General features: G+C 68.6%; 18 protein-coding genes. 12 read left to right on the forward strand and 6 right to left on the reverse strand.

Features of this window, described 5'->3' with window-relative positions:
- The first annotated feature begins 428 nt into the window (after window positions 1-428).
- Together cofG and Q0D75_RS18735 are read left to right on the forward strand one after the other, a co-directional pair.
- Window positions 429-2900 (forward strand): 7,8-didemethyl-8-hydroxy-5-deazariboflavin synthase CofG, encoded by a 2472-nt coding sequence (gene cofG, locus Q0D75_RS18730; protein ID WP_291057002.1) that lies wholly within the window; start codon window positions 429-431, stop codon window positions 2898-2900.
- Window positions 2897-4477: an NAD(P)/FAD-dependent oxidoreductase gene (locus Q0D75_RS18735; RefSeq protein WP_291057004.1), complete on the forward strand. Its 1581-nt coding sequence runs from the start codon at window positions 2897-2899 to the stop codon at window positions 4475-4477. Before cofG ends, Q0D75_RS18735 begins: the two co-directional genes overlap by 4 nt.
- Before the next feature lie 4 nt (window positions 4478-4481).
- On the opposite strand, the gene Q0D75_RS18740 is transcribed toward Q0D75_RS18735, so the two are convergent.
- Window positions 4482-4931 carry an SRPBCC domain-containing protein gene (locus Q0D75_RS18740; RefSeq protein WP_291057006.1) on the reverse strand — a complete coding sequence of 150 codons (450 nt, stop codon included), beginning with the start codon at window positions 4929-4931 and terminating at the stop codon, window positions 4482-4484.
- A gap of 79 nt (window positions 4932-5010) precedes the next feature.
- Between Q0D75_RS18740 and Q0D75_RS18745 the strand changes: the two genes are divergently transcribed.
- Window positions 5011-5628 carry a helix-turn-helix domain-containing protein gene (locus Q0D75_RS18745; protein WP_291057008.1) on the forward strand — a complete coding sequence of 206 codons (618 nt, stop codon included), beginning with the start codon at window positions 5011-5013 and terminating at the stop codon, window positions 5626-5628.
- A 63-nt stretch (window positions 5629-5691) separates the two neighbouring features.
- Here the strand turns inward: Q0D75_RS18745 and Q0D75_RS18750 are convergent, their stop codons facing one another.
- Window positions 5692-6201: an RNA polymerase sigma factor gene (locus Q0D75_RS18750; protein ID WP_291057010.1), complete on the reverse strand. Its 510-nt coding sequence runs from the start codon at window positions 6199-6201 to the stop codon at window positions 5692-5694.
- Complete coding sequence (locus Q0D75_RS18755; protein ID WP_291057011.1) at window positions 6198-6839, reverse strand: hypothetical protein; 642 nt, start codon at window positions 6837-6839, stop codon at window positions 6198-6200. Before Q0D75_RS18755 ends, Q0D75_RS18750 begins: the two co-directional genes overlap by 4 nt.
- Window positions 6840-6958: 119 nt before the next feature.
- Between Q0D75_RS18755 and Q0D75_RS18760 the strand changes: the two genes are divergently transcribed.
- The 4 genes from Q0D75_RS18760 to Q0D75_RS18775 all read left to right on the forward strand — a co-directional run bounded on the left by Q0D75_RS18760 (window position 6959) and on the right by Q0D75_RS18775 (window position 9148).
- Complete coding sequence (locus Q0D75_RS18760) at window positions 6959-7276, forward strand: cell wall-binding repeat-containing protein (protein WP_291057032.1); 318 nt, start codon at window positions 6959-6961, stop codon at window positions 7274-7276.
- The gene (locus tag Q0D75_RS18765; protein WP_291057013.1) at window positions 7273-7638 is read left to right on the forward strand and encodes a cell wall-binding repeat-containing protein; all 366 of its coding nucleotides are present in this window, start codon (window positions 7273-7275) and stop codon (window positions 7636-7638) included. Before Q0D75_RS18760 ends, Q0D75_RS18765 begins: the two co-directional genes overlap by 4 nt.
- Window positions 7628-7996 carry a hypothetical protein gene (locus Q0D75_RS18770; RefSeq protein ID WP_291057015.1) on the forward strand — a complete coding sequence of 123 codons (369 nt, stop codon included), beginning with the start codon at window positions 7628-7630 and terminating at the stop codon, window positions 7994-7996. Before Q0D75_RS18765 ends, Q0D75_RS18770 begins: the two co-directional genes overlap by 11 nt.
- A gap of 483 nt (window positions 7997-8479) precedes the next feature.
- The gene (locus Q0D75_RS18775; protein WP_291057017.1) at window positions 8480-9148 is read left to right on the forward strand and encodes a hypothetical protein; all 669 of its coding nucleotides are present in this window, start codon (window positions 8480-8482) and stop codon (window positions 9146-9148) included.
- Window positions 9149-9296: 148 nt separating this feature from the next.
- Here the strand turns inward: Q0D75_RS18775 and Q0D75_RS18780 are convergent, their stop codons facing one another.
- The 3 genes from Q0D75_RS18780 to Q0D75_RS21055 form a co-directional block, all read right to left on the reverse strand.
- A complete protein-coding gene (locus Q0D75_RS18780) occupies window positions 9297-10898 on the reverse strand; it encodes a hypothetical protein (protein WP_291057019.1) in 1602 nt (533 codons plus the stop codon).
- On the reverse strand, window positions 10895-11212 hold the full coding sequence (locus Q0D75_RS18785) for a hypothetical protein (protein ID WP_291057021.1): 318 nt from the start codon (window positions 11210-11212) through the stop codon (window positions 10895-10897). The genes Q0D75_RS18780 and Q0D75_RS18785 overlap by 4 nt, the downstream gene beginning before the upstream one ends.
- Window positions 11213-11454: 242 nt before the next feature.
- Window positions 11455-12048, reverse strand: coding sequence for a helix-turn-helix transcriptional regulator (locus Q0D75_RS21055; protein ID WP_366513464.1), 594 nt, complete (start codon window positions 12046-12048; stop codon window positions 11455-11457).
- A 368-nt stretch (window positions 12049-12416) separates the two neighbouring features.
- Between Q0D75_RS21055 and Q0D75_RS18790 the strand changes: the two genes are divergently transcribed.
- The 5 genes from Q0D75_RS18790 to Q0D75_RS18810 form a co-directional block, all read left to right on the forward strand.
- Window positions 12417-18488 (forward strand): Ig-like domain-containing protein, encoded by a 6072-nt coding sequence (locus Q0D75_RS18790; RefSeq protein WP_291057023.1) that lies wholly within the window; start codon window positions 12417-12419, stop codon window positions 18486-18488.
- A 48-nt stretch (window positions 18489-18536) separates the two neighbouring features.
- On the forward strand, window positions 18537-19511 hold the full coding sequence (locus Q0D75_RS18795) for a MoxR family ATPase (protein ID WP_291057025.1): 975 nt from the start codon (window positions 18537-18539) through the stop codon (window positions 19509-19511).
- A 110-nt stretch (window positions 19512-19621) separates the two neighbouring features.
- Window positions 19622-20848: a DUF58 domain-containing protein gene (locus Q0D75_RS18800; RefSeq protein ID WP_291057027.1), complete on the forward strand. Its 1227-nt coding sequence runs from the start codon at window positions 19622-19624 to the stop codon at window positions 20846-20848.
- On the forward strand, window positions 20848-23322 hold the full coding sequence (locus Q0D75_RS18805) for a transglutaminase-like domain-containing protein (RefSeq protein WP_291057029.1): 2475 nt from the start codon (window positions 20848-20850) through the stop codon (window positions 23320-23322). Before Q0D75_RS18800 ends, Q0D75_RS18805 begins: the two co-directional genes overlap by 1 nt.
- The coding region (locus Q0D75_RS18810) for a zinc ribbon domain-containing protein (protein WP_291057030.1) at window positions 23319-23558 on the forward strand (240 nt) is incomplete at its 3' end. The genes Q0D75_RS18805 and Q0D75_RS18810, both read left to right, overlap by 4 nt.

Consider the following 23558-nt stretch of genomic DNA (forward strand, 5'->3'; position numbering starts at 1 on the left):
ACCCCGCCCGCGACCAGCGAGCCGAAGGCCACCACCGCGGCCACCAGCAGCACGGCGGCACCCGAGACGAGCGCCCGGCGGGTGTCGCGACGGCGGCGCGCCGCACTCAGCTGCGCGCGCGAGCCGCGCTCGCCCGCACTTCCCGGCCCGTCCGTCTTCGACACCGGCCCAGCCTAACGGCCCGACCCGAACCGCCGCGAAGCCCGCGCTCACGGACCGAGCTGGTCGAAAAAGGCTGCAAAAAACGCTGACCACCGCCATATACGGCCTCGGTCGGCGTTATTTGCAGCCTTTTTCGATCACCCGCCCTCACGACCGCACCCCCAGACAGGAGGAGTAGAGTCGAGGAACTTCGGTTCGGGCCTGGATTTGGGTTCGCGGCGTCTCATCAGGCGTCATCCCTCTTTTCCTTAACCTGGAGTGCGCCCGTGACGTCTTCGACCTCTCTCACCCCGCGCGCCGCCCTCGACCGCATCGACGACGGCGACGCGATCTCGATCGCGACGGCGACCGCGCTGGTCGGCGCCCGCGGCGACGACCTCGAACGTCTGCTCGCGCACGCCACGCGCCTCCGCGACGAAGGCCTCGAGCGCGCCGGCCGGCCCGGCGTCATCACGTACTCGAAGAAGGTGTTCCTGCCGATCACCCGGCTCTGCCAGGACCGCTGCCACTACTGCATCTTCGTCGACACCCCCGGCGGCCTCGCCAAGCACGGCATCACCACGTTCATGGAGCCGGAGGAGATCCTCTCCATCGCCCAGACCGGCGCAGGCATGGGCTGCAAGGAGGCCCTGTTCACGCTCGGCGACCGGCCCGAGAACCGCTGGCCGGCCGCCCGCCAGTGGCTCACCGAGCACGGCTACAGCTCCACGCTCGACTACGTGCACGCGATGGCGACGATGGTTCTCGAGCAGACCGGCCTCATCCCCCACCTCAACCCCGGCGTGATGTCGTGGAACGAGATGCAGCGCCTGCGGCCGGTCGCCGGCTCCATGGGCATGATGCTCGAGACCACCGCCACCCGCCTGTGGTCGCAGCCCGGCGGCGCCCACTTCGGCTCGCCCGACAAAGACCCGGCCCTGCGCCTGCGCGTGATCGAGGATGCCGGCCGCTCCCGCATCCCCTTCACCTCGGGCGTGCTGCTGGGCATCGGCGAGGACCACGGCGAGCGCGCCGACGCCCTCTTCGCCCTGCGCGCGCTGCACGGCCGCTTCGGGCACCTGCAGGAGACCATCGTGCAGAACTTCCGGGCGAAGCCGCGCACCGCCATGCAGAACGACCCCGATCTGGGTCTCGACGAGTACATCGCGGCCGTTGCGACCGCGCGTCTGGTGATGGGTCCGGATGCCACGGTGCAGGCCCCGCCGAACCTCACCGACCTCGACGAGCTCGGCCTGCTGCTGCGCGCCGGCATCAACGACTGGGGCGGCATCAGCCCGCTCACCGCCGACCATGTCAACCCCGAGCGCCCCTGGCCCGACATCGACCTGCTGGCCGGCCTGACCGCGCAGGGCGGCTACACCCTGCGGGAGCGGCTCACGGCCTACCCCCAGTACCTCGCCGACGCCGACCGCTGGCTCGACCCGAACGTCGTGCCGGCCCTGCACGCGCTGATGGAGCCGGACACCCTGCTCGCCGACGAGTCCGCCCGCGTGCGCCCGCTCGCCGCCGCGACCGGTACCACCGCACCTGCCGCTGCGACCGCGACCACCGCGCCCGCCGCCGCAGCGTCCGCCGTCTCGCAGCCGACAGGGCGAACGGATGCCCGCACCTCCGATCCCGAGCTGCGCAGTGCACTGGCGGCAGCCGCCTCCGGGTCGGCGGACGCGATAACCGACCGACAGGCGATCGCGCTGCTCGGCGCCCGCGGCGAGGCGCTCTCCGAGCTCGCGGCACTCGCCGACTCGGTGCGTGCGGCCACAGGGAACACCGCCGTCAGCTTCGTGGTGAACCGCAACATCGACACCGCCCGGCTCACCGCCGACCCCAGCGACGATCCGGCCGCGCCCGCCCTCACGCTCGACATGGTCGAGCAGCTCGCGGCCGAGGCCGCCGAGCTCGGCGCCACCGAGATCTGCCTGCAGGGCATGCCTGGTGCGCACCTACCAGGCAGCATCTACCTCGACGTCGTGCGCGCCGCGCGCCGAGCCGCGCCCGAGATCAGCATCCACGGCTTCCGGCCCACCGAGCTGCAAGACGGCGCCCGCCGCACCGGCCGCAGCCTCCCCCAGTTCCTCCACGACCTGCGCGAGGCCGGCCTCACCAGCGTGCCGGGCACGGCCGCCTTCGTGCTCGACGACGGCGTGCGCGCCGCATTCAGCGGCGGTGCTCTGCTCCCGGTCGCGGAGTGGATCGCCACCGTCGAAGCCGCGCACCGCGCCGGCCTGCACTCCACGTCGACGCTCGTCTACGGGCACGTCGAGACCCCGGCGCAGATCGTCGCGCACCTGCGCACCCTGGCAGCCGTGCAGGAGCGCACGGGCGGCTTCAGCGAGTTCATCCCGATGCCGTTCGTGCCGGGCGACGCCCCTGAGACGACCGCCCGGCTCGCCGCCGCAGCCGCAGCAGACACATCCCACCCGCATCCCGCCGGCCCGTCGCCGGAGCAGTCGCTCGCCGTGATAGCCGTCGCGCGCCTGCTGCTGGCCGGCCGCATCGACCACGTGCAGGTGGCCTGGACCAAGCTCGGCCTCTCCACGGCCGGCCAGGCCCTGCGCGGCGGCGCCGACGACATCGGCGGAGTGCTGCTCGACGGCGTACTCTGGCCCGAGGCCGGTCCCGAGGCTCGCCTCACCCTGACGGATGCCGACGTCGAGTCGCTCGCCCGCGCATCCGGCCGCCCGGCCCGCCAGCGCGACACCGCCTACGCCCCGCTCCTGTCGGCCCCCGCGTGGCGATGACCGAACCGGCCCACGGTGCAGCACCGCAGCCGTCGGTGCCGGCCCCGGCCGGCTCAGCGGCGGAACCCGACGGCGAGGCCGCACCCGCCGCCGCCACGGCGCGCTTCGTCGACACCGTCATCGTTGGCGCCGGCATCGCCGGGATCGCCGCCGCCGCCCGGCTGCGACGCCGCGGCGTCACCGACGTGCTGGTGCTCGAACGCGCCGGCGACATCGGCGGCACCTGGCGCGACAACGTCTACCCCGGAGTCGCCTGCGACATCCCCTCGCACCTCTACGCCTACTCCTTCCGCCCCAACCCGAACTGGAGCCGCCGCTTCGCGCCCGGATCCGAGATCCAGCAGTACCTGCGCGACGTCGTGCGCGACGAGGGACTGACCGGGCAGATCCTCCTCGGCACCGACGTCACCGACATGCGCTGGAGCGACGACGACGGGCACTGGCACCTCGAGACCACCCGCGGCCCGATGCACAGCCGCATGCTCGTGCTCGCCGCCGGCCGTCTCGCCGAACCGCAGCAGCCCGAGCTCCCCGGCCGCGCGAGCTTCACCGGCCCCGTGATGCACAGCAGCACCTGGCGCCCCGAGCTCGATCTGCGCGGCAAGCGGGTCGCGGTCGTCGGCACCGGGGCATCCGCGATCCAGCTCGTGCCGAGGCTCGCCGAGATCGCCGCCGAGGTCATCGTCTTCCAGCGCACGGCGCCGTACGTGGTGCCCCGATCCGACGCCCCCATCGACGAGCGCACGAAGGCCGGCTTCGAACGGCATCCGGATGCGCTGGGCCGGCACCGCGACGCCCTCTTCGCCGAGTTCGAGGCCGGGCACACCGCTCGTGTCACGGCCGGCCCCGAGCGCGACGCCCTGCGGACTGCGGCCCGGGAGCACCTCGAGGCGCAGATCGCCGACCCGGAGCTGCGCGCGCAGCTCACCCCCGACTACGAGATCGGCTGCAAGCGCGTGCTGCTCTCCGACGACTACTACCCGGCCCTCGACTCCGGCCGCGTTCAGCTCGAGCCCTCCGCCATCGTCGCCCTCGACGGGGAGCGCGCGATCGCCGCTTCCGGGCGCAGCCACGCGGTCGACGCCGTGGTCTTCGCCACCGGCTTCGCCGCCACCCGCCCGCCCTTCGCGGCGCACGTTCGCGGGCGTGGCGGCCGGCTGCTGGCCGAGCACTGGGCGCAGGGCATGCGCGCCTACGCCTCGATGCTGGTGGCCGGCTTCCCGAACCTGATGGTGCTCGACGGCCCCAACGCCGCCCTGGGCCACAACTCGGCGTTCGCCATGATCGAGGCGCAGGCCGAACTGGCCGAGAACCTGATCACCCGCATGCACGCCGAGGGCGTCGACACCATCGAGGCCTCCGGCACGGCCGAGACGGCCTGGACCGACCAGATCGACGCCGCGGCCCGCGACACCGTCTGGCTGAGCGGATGCCGCAGCTGGTACGTCGACGAGCGCAGCGGGCGTCTCACCCTGCTCTGGCCCGGCACGGCCACGGCGTTCCGTGACGCCCTGCGCGCCGTAGCGGCTCAGCCGCTCGACACCCTGGCCCCGTTCCAAGTGGTTGCCGGCACATAGGCGGTCACCGCAGCGCTCGGTGGTACGCCTCCAGTACAGGCGGCACCCCCTCGGTCAGCATCCTCTTGCGGACGCTACCGAGCAGCTTCGACATCGCGAAGCCGCCGACTCCGGTGAATCCGGTGTGGTGCCAGGTGAACCGGGTGCCGTCGGGCGTCTCTTCCAGGAGGTAGGCGACGTCGGTGACGTCATCGGCGTCTTCGTCACCCTTCCACGTGTAGTGCATCGAGTGGGGAGCGTCTACGGCGATCACCTCGCAGTAGACCACCCCGCTCCAGCCCATCGTCGGCTTGCCGACGAACCGGAATCTCGTTCCCGGAACGGGCGCGAAGCCCTCGGGCCGTCCGCCCTGCCCGGTCGTCGTCCATTTCGCGACCTGCTCGGGATCGGTGAGGACGGCCCAGACCTCCTCGATGGGGTACGGATACTCGCGTACCACGGTGTATTCGGTCATGACCTCGCCTCTCGCCTAGAACTTGTAGCCTACCCATCGTTAGGTAGGCTGTCTACTGCCCGGTAGGTAGAATGGGTGCATGAGTGACAAGCAAGACGCTGTGGTGCGCAGCCGTGGTGCGCAAACCCGCGAGCAGGCGCAGCGGGTGGCGTTGCGGCTGTTCACCGAGCAGGGGTACGAGGCCACGTCGCTGCGGCAGATCGCCGACGAACTGGGCATCAATAAGGCGTCGCTGTACTACTACTTCGACGGCAAGGAGGCGATCGTGCGATCCTTGCTCGACCAGCGCGGAGATGAAGCGGAGGAACTCCTGGCGTGGGTCCGCGAACAGCCGGCGTCGCCCACGGTGCTCGTCGACGCCGTGTCTCGCTGGGTCGACTCCTTCACCGCCGAGAAGCTGCAGGGCATTCGTTTCCTCGCCGCGAACCCCCTGCTCTTCGCGGGCCTCGGGCGCGACAACGGGGAGCCTCGTGTCAGCACGGGCCTGTCCCAGCTCGCGGACGACCTGAGCCGGCATCTGCCCGACCGATCACCCGAGGCCGTGGTCATGCTGCGCATGGCGCTGCTGTCGATCAACGCCGCCGTCTCGGCCGCCGCCAACACGCATGCACCCGACGCCGCGATCATCGCCGCCGCCCGCCGCACGGCCCGCCTCACGACCGCCGCCCTGATTTCCGGGGCCTTGCCCGACAGCTAGCCCCTGGTCGCCGGCGACCTGCGATCGAACGCCCGAGTCGGGTCTGACCGCACAGGCGGTCTCTCAGCCGGCGTGGGTCGGGGCGAGCAGGGCGCTCAGGTCGCGCTTCGCCTTCTGGTATCTGCTGCGGGCGGTGGATGCGGGAACGTCGAGTATCCGAGCCGCCTCACTGATCGTGAAGCCGTCCCAGTGCACGAGGCGCACGAGCTCTGACAGCTCCGCATCGAGCGTGCCGATCGCGGCGCGGACGTCGAGGTCGCCGTCGGACGGCGGCGCGACCACCTCGAGCGGGTCGGCTGTCTGGCGAAGGCGTTCGGCGAGGAGGTTCCGCCGGCGGCGGCCGCGGTTGGTGTTCAGCACGACATTGCGCGCGATGCCGAACACCCAAAGCCGCGCTTCGGCGTCGGATGCCGGCATGGACGACTCGCGACGCCACGCGGTCGTCATCGTCTCCGAGAGCGCATCGGGGGCGTCATCTGCACCCACCCGGCGCTCGAGGTAGCGCAACAGATCGCGGGCCGTCCTCTCGAGGAGCGCGACGGTGCGCTCGGTTTCCGCCTCGCGGCGGCTCACCAGTTCACGCCTGCGCAGTCGGACTGACTGGCGAACGAGAGATCGGAGCCGGTGACGGGGCTGGCGATCCCGCGCGCCTCCATCTCATCCCAGAGGACGTTGTTGATCGCGCCGGTCACCCCCTGGTAGTACAGCTGATCCTCCGAATACACCGACGTGGCCGGCACCGCGGAGCCGTCGTCCTGCCCCACGTCTCTAGCGGTGACCCGCACAAGCTCCCCGTCGATGTCAGCGAGAGCGAGCACGTCGGTGGATTTCAGGTAGTCGCGTGCGGCGGTGAAATCGGCCGGGTCGCCTGTGTCCTTCGCCACGATCCGGTATTCGCAGGACGCGCCACTGGGCAGGGTGAAATGCACGATCGCATCCGGATTCTGCACCCACGGCTCCCAGCCGGAGATCGTCGCGGCGGCAGCGGCTCCGGCCCCGCCGAGGGTCAGGATGAGAACGGTGCCGATCGCGACGGATCGAGGAGTCGCGCGGCGACGGCGAGAGCGTTTCATCTCCGCTCGAGCGTCGAGCACCATCGTGCTCAGGATGCTGCCCGGCAGCGCATCCGCCATCGGCGTTCCGGGAGCCGAGTCATCCAGGATCTCGACCAACGCTCTCTCACTGGTGTGGTCTTGTGAATCGGTGGTCATCGCGTACTCCCCTGCCGTCGAGTGGCCTTCACTCAGTACATGTCCGGCACGCGCTCATCTGACGAAAGCCTTGCAGACAGAAGTCGTGCAGGACCGGTCAGCTGTCCACCATCGCGCGGATCGATGGAGCAGACTGCTATGAAGCCGCCATCGACGTGTTCAAGAGCCACTGGCCCGCTGGCAGTGCCGATACAGTCTGGGTGGTCACGGGAGAGAACTACCCGGATGCTCTGTCTGCAGGCTCGGCTGCGATTGCCGGGCACGATCCGATTCTCCTCACCCCACCGAATGCCCTTCCTGACTCCGTGAGAAACGAGATCGTCCGCCTCGGTGCGTCGAAGATCATCATCGTGGGCGGAGCCGCTTCGGTGTCCGACAGTGCGATGGCGGAACTGACTGCGGTGGTGGCGGACACAGCCCACTCGCATACCTGGTGACGGGCGATAAATTCCCCGACGCCCTCACCGGCGCCGCATCCGCCGGCGGCTTCACGGCGGAGCTGTATCTCGCACACCCGGGCTGCGTGGCGGCAGGAACCATCGCCGCGATGAAGTCGAAAGGCGTGCAGTTCGTCATCCTGATCGGCGGCACCGATCCGCTCACGACTGACGTGGAAGCACTGAAGCCCTGCTTACACCCAACACCCCTCGTGCGGTTGGGCCCGAGCTTGAGTCATCTCCGTGATTGGGACGATTCGGGCTCAGGCTTTCATCCACTCGATGGCTGCGTAATCCGGCCAGCCGAGCATGACCAACTCGACCACTCGACCGGGCCCCTATGCTCGATGTGTGTTCATTGATCCGTTGTCGATGATGTGGTTGATCGGCATTCCCGTCTTCATGGCGGGCGTGGCCGTGGTTGCAGCTGTCCTGTTCGTCATAACTCGGTCGTTGCGCCGCAGACGCAGCGTCACCTCTCCGCTGCAAACCGAGCGGAGCTCCGGACTCGTCGCGTTGGTGGGAGGAGGCGTGACTGCCATCGTGGGCTACGGCTGGATCATGATGTTCTTCCTCTCCCAGGGTCGACTCCCCATCGAGGCCGCAGGTTCATGGAATGTTCTGTTCGGCGGTCTGCTGCTCGCGGCCGGCCTCCTGAGCGTCCTCGTCGGCGCGATCGTAACGGCGTTTCAACTCGACACGCGCACGACGGTGGTGTGACGGGCAAGAGCGGCGTTCCACGATGCCCTTGCGCGCTGAGCGATCCCCTAACGGGCGGACGCCTTCTGCTCAGATGGCGTCCGTGCGCCCGATCGTGTTCTATTTAAGGTGCGAAGGTGCCCGATGAGGAACTGGGCCCGCTTGGGGGCGTCGGCATTCGCGTAGCTGACGAGTACCTGTAGTTGTGGTTGGCGGTACACGTGCCGAATGGGAACGTCGGGTTCTTCGTTATCGCGCCGGCGCTGCCGGGTGAGTTGGTGACTCAGCACCATAGAGCACTGGTTGACGCCGAGCGGATGCGCGGGCGCGAGCCCGAGTTCGCCGATGTAGCTCTTAGCCAGAGTGCCGCCGATCTCGGCAGCTCTCCGACCGACTATCCTTTACCCGCTCGTGCATCGATACTTCGTCGACGAATCACGACGCGAAAGCGATCGCCGCAGCAGTTGCTACACCGGTCACTCAGGTAGGCGGTAGTGTCCGGCTATGCCTGCAGCACCTCCGAGCGTTCAAGATCTAGCCCGCCGCAAGCTCACAAAGTTTCTTCGGCGTTCCAGTCCCGGGTTAGGCGAGCCAATTACCGCACTGCGGGATGAAAGCGGAAGAATTCCAGTCCTGGAACTTACCTGGGAGCGCCTTAACGATGACGTGTGGCGCGTCGTTGGAATCGAAGACAGGCGGCTCGATAAGCGCATGGTGGACTCGACGATTGTTGAGTGTCGGGTATTTTTCACACCGGGTGAAGACTGCTATTTGCCGGGAGTGGTCACCGCACTTCAGAGTCTCGTGTCCGCCGAACAGGCGAGAGCTCGGCGGCCGCTCAAGGAACACGTGGCTCAGGTAGTCACAGGATCGCGCATTGGTGCCTCCGGCCCGATTTTTCACTCGGGTCGTCTTGAAATGGACAACGGCTTGGGGCCTGGCATCCTTCTAGGCAGTGATCTAATCGCGATGGACTACATTTACGGAATCGCGCTGCACGAAGATGACGATCGACTGGCTCGCCTCAAGAATGTGAGGATCGATTCCGCGTTGAGAGCCGTGGTCTTTCACTTCAACGATCTCCTCCATGTGATCGGAAACGTGCGGACGCAGATCGAAAATGATATTGCGAAGGGCTACTTCGAGCTGCCCTCCCCGGGCGCTGCCCTCTGAGGGGCCTTCGACGGCAACACCCTGGTTCTGGCACCGATTCTCATCAGCGTCGAGCCAGATGCCGCAGTGCCGAATGGCGCCGACCCCGCGGGCGTCGTTTGTCGTGTCGTACGTTACCACTGCACATCACACCGCTCGTGGGGTCGTTTCATTTGTCGTCTGAAACCGCTGACTGGCTGTAGATGATGTGATCGCCCTCGTGTTTCTCGAAGCGCTCCGAGGATAAAAGCCCCACGGCATCTTCCTCCTCGATCTGCAACATGCGCGAGAGGTCGGACGGGTCCCAAAGATTCATGCTTCGAACGAATTCCGATAGGTAACTGTCGATATGACGGGTAGTGCTGTACGTCTTCGCGCTAGCAACGGGCGCAGTAAGGACGCGCTGGCTCAGCGTCCTGATACCGTCCAAACCCTCTGGGAGCCGACCGTAGTCCCGATGGATCATGAGGATGGTGTCAATAGAGCGTGAGAAGACTTCGTTTTGACGAGATTCACCTTTGCCGGTATTGAACTCCAGTACGACCATTGGCTCGGTCTCGAAGATGTCATGACCGAAGAGCACGCACATATCGTAGAAGGTGTCGTAGCGGTTCAGACGAACCGGCACTGTACCGTCGATTGGTTGATGATCTTCGCCAGGATAATGAGCAGTGACAGATTGAACTAGTCCCGGTTCGCCACTGCTCGGGAACTGCTGACCATGTGTACTTTCCCATTTGCGCACCTGCTTGTTGAGAGCGGCCAACAAGTCATCGTCGTTCCGGACGGTGAACGAAAACGTCTCAATCTCGCCACCGCTGGTTAGGACACCTAGTGATGCGACGCGACCGGAATCATCAAGATGTTGATTCCACAAATCTTTCGGTCCCGGATAGCTGCGAAGCTGGCGTAGCGACTTCTTCGGCAACTCGGCGCTCATTCCAAGCACGGTTTTGATCGTCCATTGGACCTTTAAGTTCACTGCGTAGAGGAAGTCCTGAAGATCGACGCCGTATCCGTCACGCGACACCCAGAGCGCAAGAAACGCTTGGTGATCGGAGTACACCTTCACTGACTGTTGAGGAAGCGCCAATTGATACACGATCTGTTGATCCGCTATCGCTTCTCCGACGTTTGCGCGGAGCTTGTCGTGATCACCACCGATCTGCATTACGCGCCCACCAGAGCTGACCGACTGGAATATGTGCGGCATCTGCGGATCAAGTACCGCACGTAGCGACAGGCTCCATCGATGTTTCCGTAGATTGTCGGTGAGGTGTAGCCACATCAGGATGCTGTTGTCTGGGTTGGGAAGCAAGAAGGGCTGAACCCTCCGCAGCCGATCTATGAGGCCAACAGGCAGCTGAGATAGCCAACTACCCTTCTTCCGCACCTCACGGTCCCACTCTTCCTTAGTAGACGCGAGCGGAAAGTAGACGCGCTTCGCCTCACGCTCGGGCATGGGCTCTGCTCGAACGACATTTGCAAGGGTCCAAGCAAACGAATCGAGCGCCGATCTGTAGTCGTTGAGAATATTTCCAAGCCGGTGCTTCCAGTCGTCCGGGATGACCTTTCCGGACACTCGCGCACGAACAGTTGAAGTCACTCCGAGTGCGCCGACCTCGCACTCAAGGGTGACTGCGTGGGCGTCGAAGTGTAGACGCACGTCGCGGAAGAATGCATCCTGCTCACGGCTCGCATAGGCCAGCCGATCGTGTGCGTCAGTCATCATCTCTTCTGGCATGGGCTCACCAGAAACCCACTCGGTCATGATCCATGGCCGTCGTTGACGTGAATCTGCGGCGCGGCAGCGCTACGGCCCTTCATCGGACTTGTGTCGTCATTCCTCCGGTCCTCCCACGGCAAATCGCTCTCTTGAGGGGACGCCGGCAGACGCCATCGAAGCAGATCGATCATCGCCACTGTCCAACCGACGACGAGTACCGCACTCAGGACCAATACGAATATCCAACCCGGTCCAAGATTCTGCGTGATACAGAACACACTGACGATCGCCAGGACCACGCCGATGGCAATTGATATTCGCGATAGCCGCAGGAAGATCTCTCGGCTCTTCGGGTTCATGAAATCTATCTCCGCATTGTCGGCCGTTCAGGTCGTAGTTGCTGCTGCGCACAAGCATGGCCTTCTCGTGGGGTCAAAGCGAGCGCCCTTAAGGCAGTCCGCAGACGTGCGCAAAGTCGTCCGATTGAGTTCGAATTGCCGTCGGTTGCTACGGTGCCCGCATACCCCGGCAAAATTGAGAGCCCACTAGCGTGCCTTATCTGCAATAGCGCATCAGGGTCTCGAGAACATTGGCGGACGAATCAAGCGCCGCCATACAGGTGCCGCAGAAGATCCCCGAGGTCGACATCGAAGGCGCGTGCGCGGTACCAAGATTCGAGGCTCCCTCGAGAGGCGGGCTTGTCGGGGTTGCGGCGGGGCTTGCCGGATTCCATCGAGACGAGGGTTGCCCGGCCGACACCTGAGCGCGAGGCGAGCTGATCGTAAGACCAGCCACGCACATGCCTCAGGCGCGCGAGCTCTCCCCGGAGGGTCGTCGAAAGGATTTCCGTGTCGCATGTACCTCGATCTCTGGCCGTTTGCCGTTGCCGCAACTGCGGCGTGAGGGTGCGGGCAACTGCGCTGTTGCTTCCGTGGCGCGCGCGTTTCGAAGACTGTGCGGATGACCTCTGGTGCGATGTGCGGGCGCAACGCGGGAGCGGCGCAGACGAGGTGCGGGCACACTGACATGCGGTTAGCGGATGCAGAAATTCTGCCGAGTGGCAGCGTATACGGGGTCGGTCTGCCGGATTTCTGCATCCGCTGACGAGACGTCCCTGAGGCCGACTCGCACAACGCTCTGGTCGACGGCCGGCGCTGCGGTGTCGACGTAGTCGCGCGCCTGCGGAACCGAGCACCCGTCACCGGTGCGTAGCCGCAGCGGTCCGGTTCACTCCAGCGAGCCCAGGGCGGAGCTCGGCCACTATGGCAGTGCTTGCTCTCAGACTCGCTGGAGTGAACCGAACCTCGTGACGTCTTCCGGGCGTAGCGGCCGACGATCGATCGCGAGACGCCTACAGCGTGCCGCTGCGCAATGGGGAGTTCTCCCCCTGCTCTCGTTTTGGTGACGTCACCCGAGCGTGCTTGAATTGCCCTCGTACGGGGCACATCCCACCCGAAGGGGTGCGCCAGCGATCTGAGGATCACCCAATCCCCGAGATCCCGTGCAGTCTTACCCTCGCACGCACAATGCACCACGCATGAAGATCGACGATTCGGGGACCCTGTGAGGCTGTTCGAGGCCATCCGCCGGCGCAAGGCGACCAGCGCATCCGTCGCCGGCATCGTCGCCCTCGCCGTAGCGGTCACCACCATGGCCTTCGTCTACGAGGGCGTGAAGACCGCCGACGTCGAACTAAACGACGGCGGTGTGTGGGTCACCAAGCCCACGGGCCTGCTGCTCGGCCACCTCAACTACCCCGCCCAGGTCATCGACGGCGGCTTGCGCACCGGCTCCACCGGCTTCGACGTGCTGCAGAGCGGCGACACCGTGCTGCTGCTGGACCAGTCCGGCAGCACCCTCACCCCGGTCAACCCCATGACGGTCGCGCTCGAGACCCCCGTGCAGCTTCCGCCCGAGTCGTCCGTGTCGCTCGGCGGCAAGACGGTCTCCCTGCTCGACCGCGAGACCGGCCAGCTCTTCGCCACCCCCTCCGACCGCGCCGGCTCGTTCGTGATCAACCCCGACGAGCCCCTGGCCGAGCTCGGCAGCGGATCGGCGGCGGTCGCCGACGTCGACGGCACCGTGCACGCCCTCTCGACCTCGCAGCTGCAGGTGCAGACCTTCACCCCCGACGAGACCGGCTCCTTCCCCGAGGAGCCGACCTCCGCGGAGGGCTTCGCCGAGCCCGAGGAGGGTGCGCAGCTCACCATCACCACCGTGGGCGACGACTCCGTCGTCTTCGACGCCCTCACCGGCACGGTCACTCTGCCGGGCGGCGGCCAGAACGTCATCGACGAGGCCAAGGGCGGCGTCGTGCAGCCCAGCGGCCCCGCGGCCGACGACGTGCTGATCTCGACGAAGGACTCGCTCATCCGTCAGCCGCTCGGCGGCGGCGACCCCACGATCATCCCCGTGCAGGGCGAGCCGGGCACGCCCGCGGCCCCCGTCTACCTGAACGGCTGCGCCTACGCGGCCTGGGCCGGATCCGGCGCCTACCTGCGCGACTGCGCCGGCGAGGACAACGACGTGCAGACCACGATCGAGAACCTCGCCGCGAACGCCGAACTGCGCTTCCGCGTGAACCGCGACGTCGTGGTGCTGAACGACCTCAGCACCGGCGTCGTGTACCTGGTGAACCAGGACATGAAGAAGGTCGACAACTGGGACGACATCGCCCCGCCGCCCGAGCAGAGCGACTCCGACGAGGAAGAGGACTCCACCGAGGAAGAGCTGCAGGTGCTGCTCCCCGACCGCACCGAGGAGAACAACCCGCCCACCGCGACCGACGACGACTTCGGCGTGCGCGCCGGCCGCACCGTCATCCTCCCGGTGCTGAACAACGACACCGACCCCGACGGCGACGTGCTGGTGGCGAGCCTCAAGGGCGGCCAGCCCTCCATCGGCACGGTGCAGCAGATCCTGAACGGCGCCGCCCTGCAGGTCATCGTGAACCCGGATGCCGAGGGCTCGGCGAACTTCACCTACCAGGTGGACGACGGCCGCGGTGGCACCGACGACGCCACGGTGCGCCTGAACGTGAGCGCCGAGGGCCAGAACAGCCCGCCGAAGGAGTGGAAGGTCTCCGAGGTCATCGTGGCTCCGGGCCAGACGGTCTCCCAGAACGTGCTGATCGACTTCGAAGACCCGGACGGCGACGACCTGTACGTGGTCGGCGCGGCCACCGGCACGGCCGACCAGGTGCAGTTCCGCCCCGACGGCCAGATCACCTTCACCAGCATCGACCCGAACACCGGGCCGAAGGATGTCACGGTGACGGTCTCCGACGGACAGTCCGAGACCGAGGCCACCATGCGCTTCCTGGTGCGCGACTCGGTGGCCCCCATCACCAACAACGACCGCGTCGTCGCCCTCGCCGGCGAGCGCGTGACCGTCGCTCCGCTGGACAACGACCTCAGCCCCTCGGGCGCGCCGCTGCGCCTGGCCAAGGTGAACGAGACCCCGGGCGCCACCATCGAGCCCGACTACACCACCGGCACCTTCGCCTTCACGGCACCGACGGCCGGCAAGTACTACGTGCAGTACCTGGCATCCGACGGCCCGAAGACGGCCGAGGGGCTCGTGTTCGTCGACGTGAAAGACCTCACCGACACCGACGATCCGCCGATCGCCGTGCGCGACACCGCACAGCTGCCCACCGGCCGCAACACGCTCGTGAACGTGCTGGCCAACGACACCGACCCCAACGGCGGCATCCTGGCCGTGCAGTCGGTGCAGATCCCGCAAGAGGCGGGAGTGAGCGTCGAGGTGCTCGAGCACGAGATCCTGCGCATCACCGATCGCGGCCTGACCGAGCCGATCACCATCGGCTACACCGTCTCCAACGGCAAGGCGACCGCGCGGGGCGAGGTGTTCGTCACCCCGATCCCGGCCCCGGCCCGCCTGCTGCCGCCCGTCGCCGAGGACGACGAGGTGACGGTGCGCGTGAACGACGTGGCGACGATCCCCGTGCTCGCGAACGACCACCATCCCGACGGCGACACCATCCACCTCTCCGAGACGCTGATCGAGCCGCTGGTGGCGCCGGAGGACGGCGAGATCTTCGTCTCCGAAGACGTGGTGCGCTTCAAGGCCGGCCCCGAGCCCAAGGTGGTCTACGCCACCTACGAGGTCGTCGACTCGCAGGGCCAGAAAGATGCCGGCTACATCACCATCCGCGTGGTGGGCGCCGACGACACCACCAACTCCCCGCCCCGACCGAAGGACGTCACGATCCGCGCCCTGCAGGGCACGACCGTGCGCATCCCGATCCCGCTGAACGGCATCGATCCCGACGGCGACTCGGTCGAACTCGTGGGCCAGAGCTCCGCGCCCACCAAGGGCCGCATCGTCGACGTGGGCGAGGCCTGGCTGGTGTACGAGGCCTACCCCGACTCCACCGGAACCGACACCTTCACCTATACGGTGCGCGACCGGATCGGCGCCTCGGCGACCGCCACCATCCTGGTGGGCATCATCCCCTCGAGCGAGTCGAACCAGGCGCCGTACGCGCTGAAGGACGTCGTGAGCGCACGCCCCGGCCGCACGGTGGCGGTCGACGTGATGGCGAACGACACCGATCCCGACGGCGATCCGATCTCGATCAGCACGACCGTCGACGCACCCGAGGGCGTCGAGGCCGAGGTGAAGGGCGGCCGCGTTCTGGTGACCGCGCCCGAGACCCCGGGCGACTACACGGTGATCTACTCGATCAGCGACCGGTGGGGTGCGACGGCCAAGGGTACGCTGCTGCTCGGCGTGAGCCCGGATGCTCCGCTCGCGGCGCCGATCGCCCGCGACGACCGGGCCCAGGTGGCCGACGTGCTCGACCGCGCCACCACCGACATCGACGTGCGCGAGAACGACGACGACCCCGACGGCACCATCGACGCCCTCAAGGTCTCGGTCACCGACCCGGCCGCCGAGGTGCTGCCGAGCGGCCTGGTGCGCATCACCCTGCTGCCGACACCGCAGATCATCACCTACACCGTCACCGACCAGGACGGCCTCACCGCCTCGGCGTTCGTGGACGTGCCCGGCGTCGACGGCCTGCCGCCGGTGCTGAAGCCCGGCATCGAACCGATCGTGGTGCACGACGGCGAGACCGTCGACATCGAGCTCACCGACTACGTGCTGGTGGGCGAGGGCAAGACCGCCCGCATCACCGAGGCCGACAAGGTGCGCGCCTCCAACGCCAACGGCGACAACCTGGTGGTCGACGAGAACACCATGCGCTACACGCCGAAGGTGCACTACGACGGCCCGGACGCGCTGAGCTTCGAGGTGACCGACGGCACCGGCCCCGACGACCCGAACGGCAAGAAGGCGACCCTGGTCATCCCGATCACCGTCATCTCCGACTACAACGCGCCGCCCACCTTCGTGGGAGCGAGCGTCGACGTGGCCGCGGGCGACGGCGAGGGCCGGCTCGACCTGCGCGGCTACTCGCAGGACGCCGACGACGGCGACCTCGAGAAGCTCACCTTCGCGATCGCCGGCGGCACCGCCGAGGGCGTGTCGGCCCGGATCGAAGACGGCTCCACGCTCGTCGTGACCGCCGCGGCGAACGCCCCACGCAACCCCTCGACGATCGACATCGACGTCTCCGACGGCACGAACACCCCGGTGCGCGGCACCGTCTCGGTGAACGTGCTCTCCACCACCCGCAACCCGCCCTCGGCCACGGATGACGTGGTGGGCAAGGCGAACCAGGGCCAGACGGTCTCGGTGCCGGTGCTCGGCAACGACTACAACCCGTTCCCGGAGACCCCGCTGACCATCACCAACGCCACGGTCGAGACCGGTACCGGCACGGCTAACATCGACGGCGGCAACGTCTCGGTCACCCCCGGCGCCGACTTCGTGGGCACCATGGTGGTGCGCTACTCGGTGCAGGATGCGACCGGCGACCCGGCGCGCGCCGCCGACGCCCGCATCCGCCTCACCGTGCAGGGCCGCCCCGAGGCGCCCTCCACGCCCACCGTCACGAGCATCCAGGACCGCACCGTGGTGCTCTCCTGGAATCCACCGGTGAACAACGGCGCCGCGATCACCACCTACACGGTGACCAGCCAGAACGGCTACTCCACGCAGTGCGCCTCCACCACCTGCACGCTCGGCGGCCTGACGAACGACGTGGAGTACTACTTCACCGTCACCGCCACGAACGAGGTGGGCGTCTCCGATCCCTCGCCGACCTCCGGCCCCGCCCGGCCTGACGCGCGCCCCGACCAGCCGCAGCCGCCGACCCTCGTGTTCGGCGACAAGAGCCTCGCCGTGACCTGGGTCACCCCGTCGACCCCGGGTTCGGCCGTGACCTCGTACAACCTCGAGATCTCGCCCGCCCCCGAGCGCGGCTCCGCCTCGCGCTACGGCGTCACCGGCAACTCGCTCACCTGGGAGGGTCTGGCCAACGGCACCGCCTACCAGGTGCGGGTGCAGGCCGTGAACCGCGCGCCCGAGCCCTCGGAGTTCAGCGGCTACTCGGCGTTCGAGATCCCGGCGGGTGTTCCGGATGCTCCGGCGGCCCCCACCACGTCCCGCGCCGACGGCGTGGGCAGCCAGTCGCAGCTCACCGTGAACTGGGTCGCGCCGAAGAACAACGGCGACGCGATCAAGGAGTACACGCTCACCCGCAGCGGCGGCGGCGCGGCCGACGTCGCCATCGCGGTCCCCGGCGGGGCCACCTCGCAGACGGTGACCGTGCCGGTCAGCGGATCCGGTTACACGTTCACCCTGGTGGCCCGCAACAAGGCCGGCGACAGCGCGACCTCGGCGGCATCCGCCCCGAGGCGAGCATTCAACCAGCCGGAACCGCCGCAGAACGTGAGCGCGACCGGTGGCGACAACACCATGACGATCACCTTCTCCGACGGCGCGCTGAACGGCGCGAACCCCGGCGAGGTCTCGTACCAGTACTCGCTGAACGGCGGCGGCTGGGCGGCTCTGGGAGGCAGCGGAGCGACGGTCTCGGCGCCCAACAACGGCACCTACACCGCCCAGGTGCGCACGCTCACCTCGGCCGACGGATCCAGCTACACCAGCGATCCGAGCGCGTCGAGCAACGCGGTGACCCCGTACGGCGCCTATGGCGGAACCAGCGCCAGCGCGAGCGGCGGCGACAAGGTCGTCAACTTCAGCTGGACGGCGCCTGCCCGGAACGGCCGCGACTACACCGTGCAGATCAGCATCGACGGCGGCGGCTGGCAGAACAAGGGCATGTCCGGCGGCAGCGCCTCGGTGGGCGCCGGCTACAGCGAGACGCACAGCATCGAGGTGCGCATGGTCGACGCCGGCGGCGCCGTGATCGCGGGTTCGGGATCGTCGGCCTCGGCGACGTCGGACAAGGAGCCGATCAACACCTCGGTGAAGGTGTCGCAGGGCGATCGCGTCAACAACAGCAACTGCCGCCATGCCTCTTGCGCCTACATCCGGGTGACGGTCACCGACGGTCAGCCCGGCGTGACGTACACCGCGAAGGTCTACGCCAGCGGCAACTACGAGGACAGCGTCACCATCAACGGCAGCGGATCGGGCCAGACCGGCTTCTACTGGGGCTACCCGGGCACGACCGTGAACATCGAGGTGACCGGTGGCGGCAAGACGTACACCGACTCGATGACCTGGCCATCCAATTAGCGGCAGCACCCGAACGACTCTCATGACCACCGACATAAAGGATCTTCGATGACCATGACCCCCGAGCAGGCGACCTGGTTCGCCGGCACCTTCGACCGCCTCGTGCAGAACGTCGGCATCGCCGTGCTCGGCAAGGAACACGTCATCCGGCTCACGCTGATGGCGATGATCACCGAGGGCCACGTGCTGCTGGAGGATGCTCCGGGTACCGGCAAGACGAGCCTGGCGAAGGCGGTGGCCGCCACGGTGCAGGGAACGCACCAGCGCATCCAGTTCACCCCCGACCTGCTGCCCTCGGACGTCACGGGCGTCACGATCTACGACCAGGACACGCACAAGTTCGACTTCCACAAGGGGCCGATCTTCGCCTCGATCGTGCTGGCCGACGAGATCAACCGCGCTTCGCCGAAGACGCAGTCGGCCCTGCTGGAGGTGATGGAGGAGTCGCGCGTGTCGGTCGACGGCGTGACCCACGAGGTGGGCCGCCCGTTCCTCGTGATCGCCACCCAGAACCCGATCGAGCAGGCCGGAACCTACCGCCTGCCCGAGGCCCAGCTCGACCGCTTCCTGATCAAGACCAGCATCGGCTACCCCGACCTCGCCTCGGCCGAGCAGATCCTGGCCGGCTCCGCCAACCGCAACCCCTCCGCGGGACTGTCGGCGGTGATCACCACTTCGGCCGTGGCCGACATGGCCGACCTCGCCTCCACCGTGCACGTCGACCCCGCCATCCTGCGCTACACCGCGCAGCTGGCCGAGGAGACCCGCTCGGCGCCGGAGTCGCGCCTGGGCGTCTCGGTGCGTGGCGCGATGGCGCTCATCCGCGCCTCCAAGGTGTGGGCCGCCGCCCAGGGCCGCCACTACGTGCTGCCCGACGACATCAAGGAGCTGGCCGGCCCGGTGTGGACCCACCGGTTCGTGCTCGACGCCGAGGCCGAGTTCTCGGGCGCGACCGCCGAGAGCGTGCTCGCCCGCGTGCTCGCCGACGTGGCCGCTCCGCAGTCGAGGCAACCCGCCGCATGAGCGAGCGGGGGCGAACGCGCCCTCGCCGTCTCGTCTCGGCTCGCAGCCGGGCAGGCGGCAGGGTGAGCGGATGGATGAGTGCGGCCGGCGGGTCGCGGCCTGGTCGATGGGTGCGCGGCACCGGATGGCCGGCCGTCGTCTCGGCGGCGCGCGTCGTGTGGCGCACGGTCGGACCGGTGCTCGGCACGGTCTCCGGCTTCGGCTGGGCCGTGCTCGCCGCCACGATCGCCGCGCTGATCGCGGGCTCGATCCTGGGCTGGCGCGAACTGCTCGTCATCGGCTTCGTGCTGCTCACCGCCCTGCTGATCGCGATCGGCTTCGCCATCGGCCGCTCCGCCTACGCCGTGAGGCTGGATCTCGCCCTCGACCGCGTGGTCGTGGGCGAGCGCGCCGTCGGCCGCATCGCCGTCACCAACACCTCGGCCCGCACCCTGCTGCCGGCCCGCATCGAGCTGCCCGTCGGCTCGTCGTTCGCCTCCTTCGCCCTGCCCCGGCTCGCGCCGCAGGCCGAGCACGACGACCTCTTCGGCATCCCCACCCACCGCCGCTCGGTGATCGTGGTGGGCCCCGTGCGCTCGGTGCGCGGTGATCCGCTCGGCCTGATGCGCCGCGAGATCCGTTGGACCGACCCCGTCGACCTGTACGTGCATCCGCGCACCGTCGCCCTCGGCGGCTCGTCCTCCGGCGTGCTGCGCGACCTCGAAGGTGTGGAGAGCCGCATCATCTCGGCCGACGACGTGTCGTTCCATGCCCTGCGCGAATACGTGCCGGGCGACGACCGCCGTTCGATCCACTGGAAGACCTCGGCGCGCACCGGCAAGCTGATGGTGCGCCAGTTCGAGGAGACCCGGCGCTCGCACCTGGCCATCGCGCTCTCGACCAACCGCTCCGACTACGCCGACGGCGAGCAGGGGGAGGACGAGTTCGAACTCGCCGTCTCGGTCTGCGGATCGCTCGGCGTGCAGGCCATCCGCGAGGAGCGCGACATCACCGTGCTCACCCAGAACGACACCCTCGAGTCGGCCACCGGCCGCCGCCTGCTCGACGAGCTCTCGGGAGTGGAGCAGACCGAGCGCCGCGAGAGCATCGTGCAGCTTGCCAAGACCACGGGCACCGCGGTGCCGCAGGCCTCGGTGGCGTTCCTGATCTTCGGGTCGACCGTCACCCCCTCCCAGCTGCAGGCCTCGACCGTGCACATCCCCCTGGGCATCCGCGTGATCGCCGTCAGCGCGCGGCCCGGCGCCGCCATGTCGATGCGCCGGATCGGCGAGCTCAGCCTGCTCACCATCGGCCAGCTGGGCGACTTCCCCCTGGCGCTCCGGAGGGCCAACAGCTGATGAGCACCCCGACCTCCCCGCGCGCCGGCACCGCCCCGCGCACCTCCACTCCCCTGCTGCCGCCGCGCCCCAAGGGGCCGGGTGGACTGTTTCGGCCGTTCTGGGCGATGGCGATCGACCTCGGCGTGATCGCCGTGCTGCTGATCGTCTCGGCGCTGAGCTTCGGCCCGGCCTTCGGCGGCGCCGGCTACCTCGTGGCCTCGATCGGCGGCATCGTGCTGGGCCTCGCGATCGCCCTCGCCGGCTGGCGCCTGTCGTGGAACCCGATCATCGTCGCCGCGGTCACGATCCTCGTCTACCTGGTGTTCGGCGGCGCCCTCGCGGCGCCCGGCACGACGCTGCTCGGCGTCATCCCGACCCTGGAGACGATGCGCACCCTCATCCTCGGGATCGTGTTCTCGTGGAAGGACGTGCTGACGCTCGTCACCCCGGTCGGCGGCTTCGACGGCACCCTCGTGGTGCCCTTCCTCTCGGCACTCGTGACGGCCGTGCTGGCCGGCACCTTCGCGCTGCGCCTGAAGCACGCCGCCTGGGCGCTGCTGCCGGCGGCCGCGCTGTTCGTGACGGCGATCGCCTTCGGCACCCGCGAGGCGGCGTTCCCGATCGTGCAGGGGCTCGTCTTCGCCGGCGTCGCCCTCGCCTGGGCGGCCTGGCGGCGGCACGAGCGCCGGGTCGGGCAGAGCGCCGGCACCGCCGTGCCGACCGGTGGCGCGGCGTCGTCGACCACGACGGCCGATCGGGCGGGCACCCGCGCCGACGCCTCGAGCGCCAAGAAGCTGCGCAACACCCGCCTCGGTCTCGGGGCCGGACTGATCGTGGCCGCGCTCGGCGTCGGGTTCGTGACCGGCGGCATCCTGATGCCCGCCACGGCCCGCGAGGTGATCCGCGATCAGATCGTGCCGCCGCTCGACCTGCACGACTACGCCAGCCCGCTCGTGGGCTACCGCAGCTACGTGCGCGACTTCAAAGAGGACTCGCTGTTCACGGTGACCGGCCTGCCGGATGCCGCGCGCATCCGCCTGGCCACGCTCGACAGCTACGACGGCATCGTCTACGACGTGGCGGGCGACGGCACCAACGGCTCCGGCACCTTCGTGCGGGTGAGCGACGACATCGCCAACGACACCACGGGCGAGCCGGCCGAGCTCGACGTCGACATCACCGGCCTCGACGGCGTCTGGCTGCCGGATGCCGGCTACCTCGACTCGCTGCGTTTCACCGGCGACCGCGCCGAACCGCTCGGCGGCGCCCTGCACTACAACGCCGCCACCGGTGTGGCCCTCGATACCTTGGGCATCACCGAGGGCGACAGCTACGAGATCGACACCGTCATCCCGCCCACCTTCAACGACGAGCAGCTCAGCGACCGAGCCATCGAGAAGGTCTCGGTGCCGCGCGCCTCGGGCGTGCCCGACGAGGTGGGGTCGCTCGCCGCCGAGTACGTCGGCGACGCCGCCACACCGATCCAGCAGGTGCGCAACATCGCCACCGGCCTCAGCCAGAACGGCTTCTTCAGCCACGGTCTGGAGGGCGAGGCGGTCTCCCGCGCCGGCCACGGCGCCGAGCGCATCGCGAGCCTGCTGAGCGCCGAGCAGATGGTGGGCGACGACGAGCAGTACGCCGTGGCGATGGCCCTGATGGTGCGCTCGATCGGCATGCCGGCCCGCGTGGTGATGGGCTTCTACCCCGACACGTACTCCGGCGCCGACACCACCTACGACATCACCGGCGACCAGCTTCACGCCTGGGTGGAGGTGCCCTTCGAGGGCGCCGGCTGGGTCGCCTTCGACCCCACGCCCCCCGAAGACCAGATCCCGCTCGAAGAGGCGCCCAAGCCCAAGGCCGATCCCAAGGCCCAGGTTCTGCAGCCGCCGCCCCCGCCGCAGGAGCCCGCGGAGCTGCCGCCGGACATCCGTACCGAAGACACGCAGGACGAGGAAGTCGACAAGAACACCTTCGACCTGCTGCCGTTCCTGCTGATCGGCGGCGGCCTGCTGGCCCTGCTGATCCTGGTGTTCGGGCCGCTGCTGGTGATCGTGCTGCTCAAGCTGCAGCGGCGCAAGCGACGCCGGCAGGCCGCGCGCACCGCCGACCGCGTGAGCGGAGGCTGGGACGAGATCGTCGACCGTGCGGGCGACCTGGGCACGCCGGTGGGCTCGGGCGCGACCCGCCGCGACAACGCCCTGGTGCTGGCGACGGCGTATCCGGAGGTTCCCGTGGTGGCCGTCGCCGAGCGCGCCGACACCGAGGTGTTCGGCCCCGGCGACCCCACGCCGGAGCAGGCGGAGCAGTATTGGACCGAGGTCGACGCCGTGGTGAAGAGCATGGCGGCCTCGCGCTCGTGGTGGCAGCGGATGCGGGCACGCTGGGCGCTGGGCTCGTTCTTCGGCCGGCGACGGCGAGGCGGCTCGGGCTCGCGCCGATCGGGCGGAACCGGATACGGTGCAACGGAACGACGAGGGGGACGATCATGACGGATGCGGCCTACCCCTGCGTGCAGTGCGGCTCGCCCGTGCCGCGGAACGCGCAGTTCTGCCTGGTCTGCGGCACCCCGGCCTCCTCGCGCAGCCAGACCGCCGCGCTCGGCGCGACCCCGCACGAACCCGCCGGGTCTCCCGGTGCCGTGAGCGCGGCCGGCGGCGTGCCCGCCTCGGCCGGCTGGCAGCCCGCCCCGGCGGTCGAGCCGATCCGGCCGAGCGAGCTGCTGCCC

The organism is Herbiconiux sp., from assembly GCF_023264855.1.
Lineage (GTDB): Bacteria > Actinomycetota > Actinomycetes > Actinomycetales > Microbacteriaceae > Herbiconiux.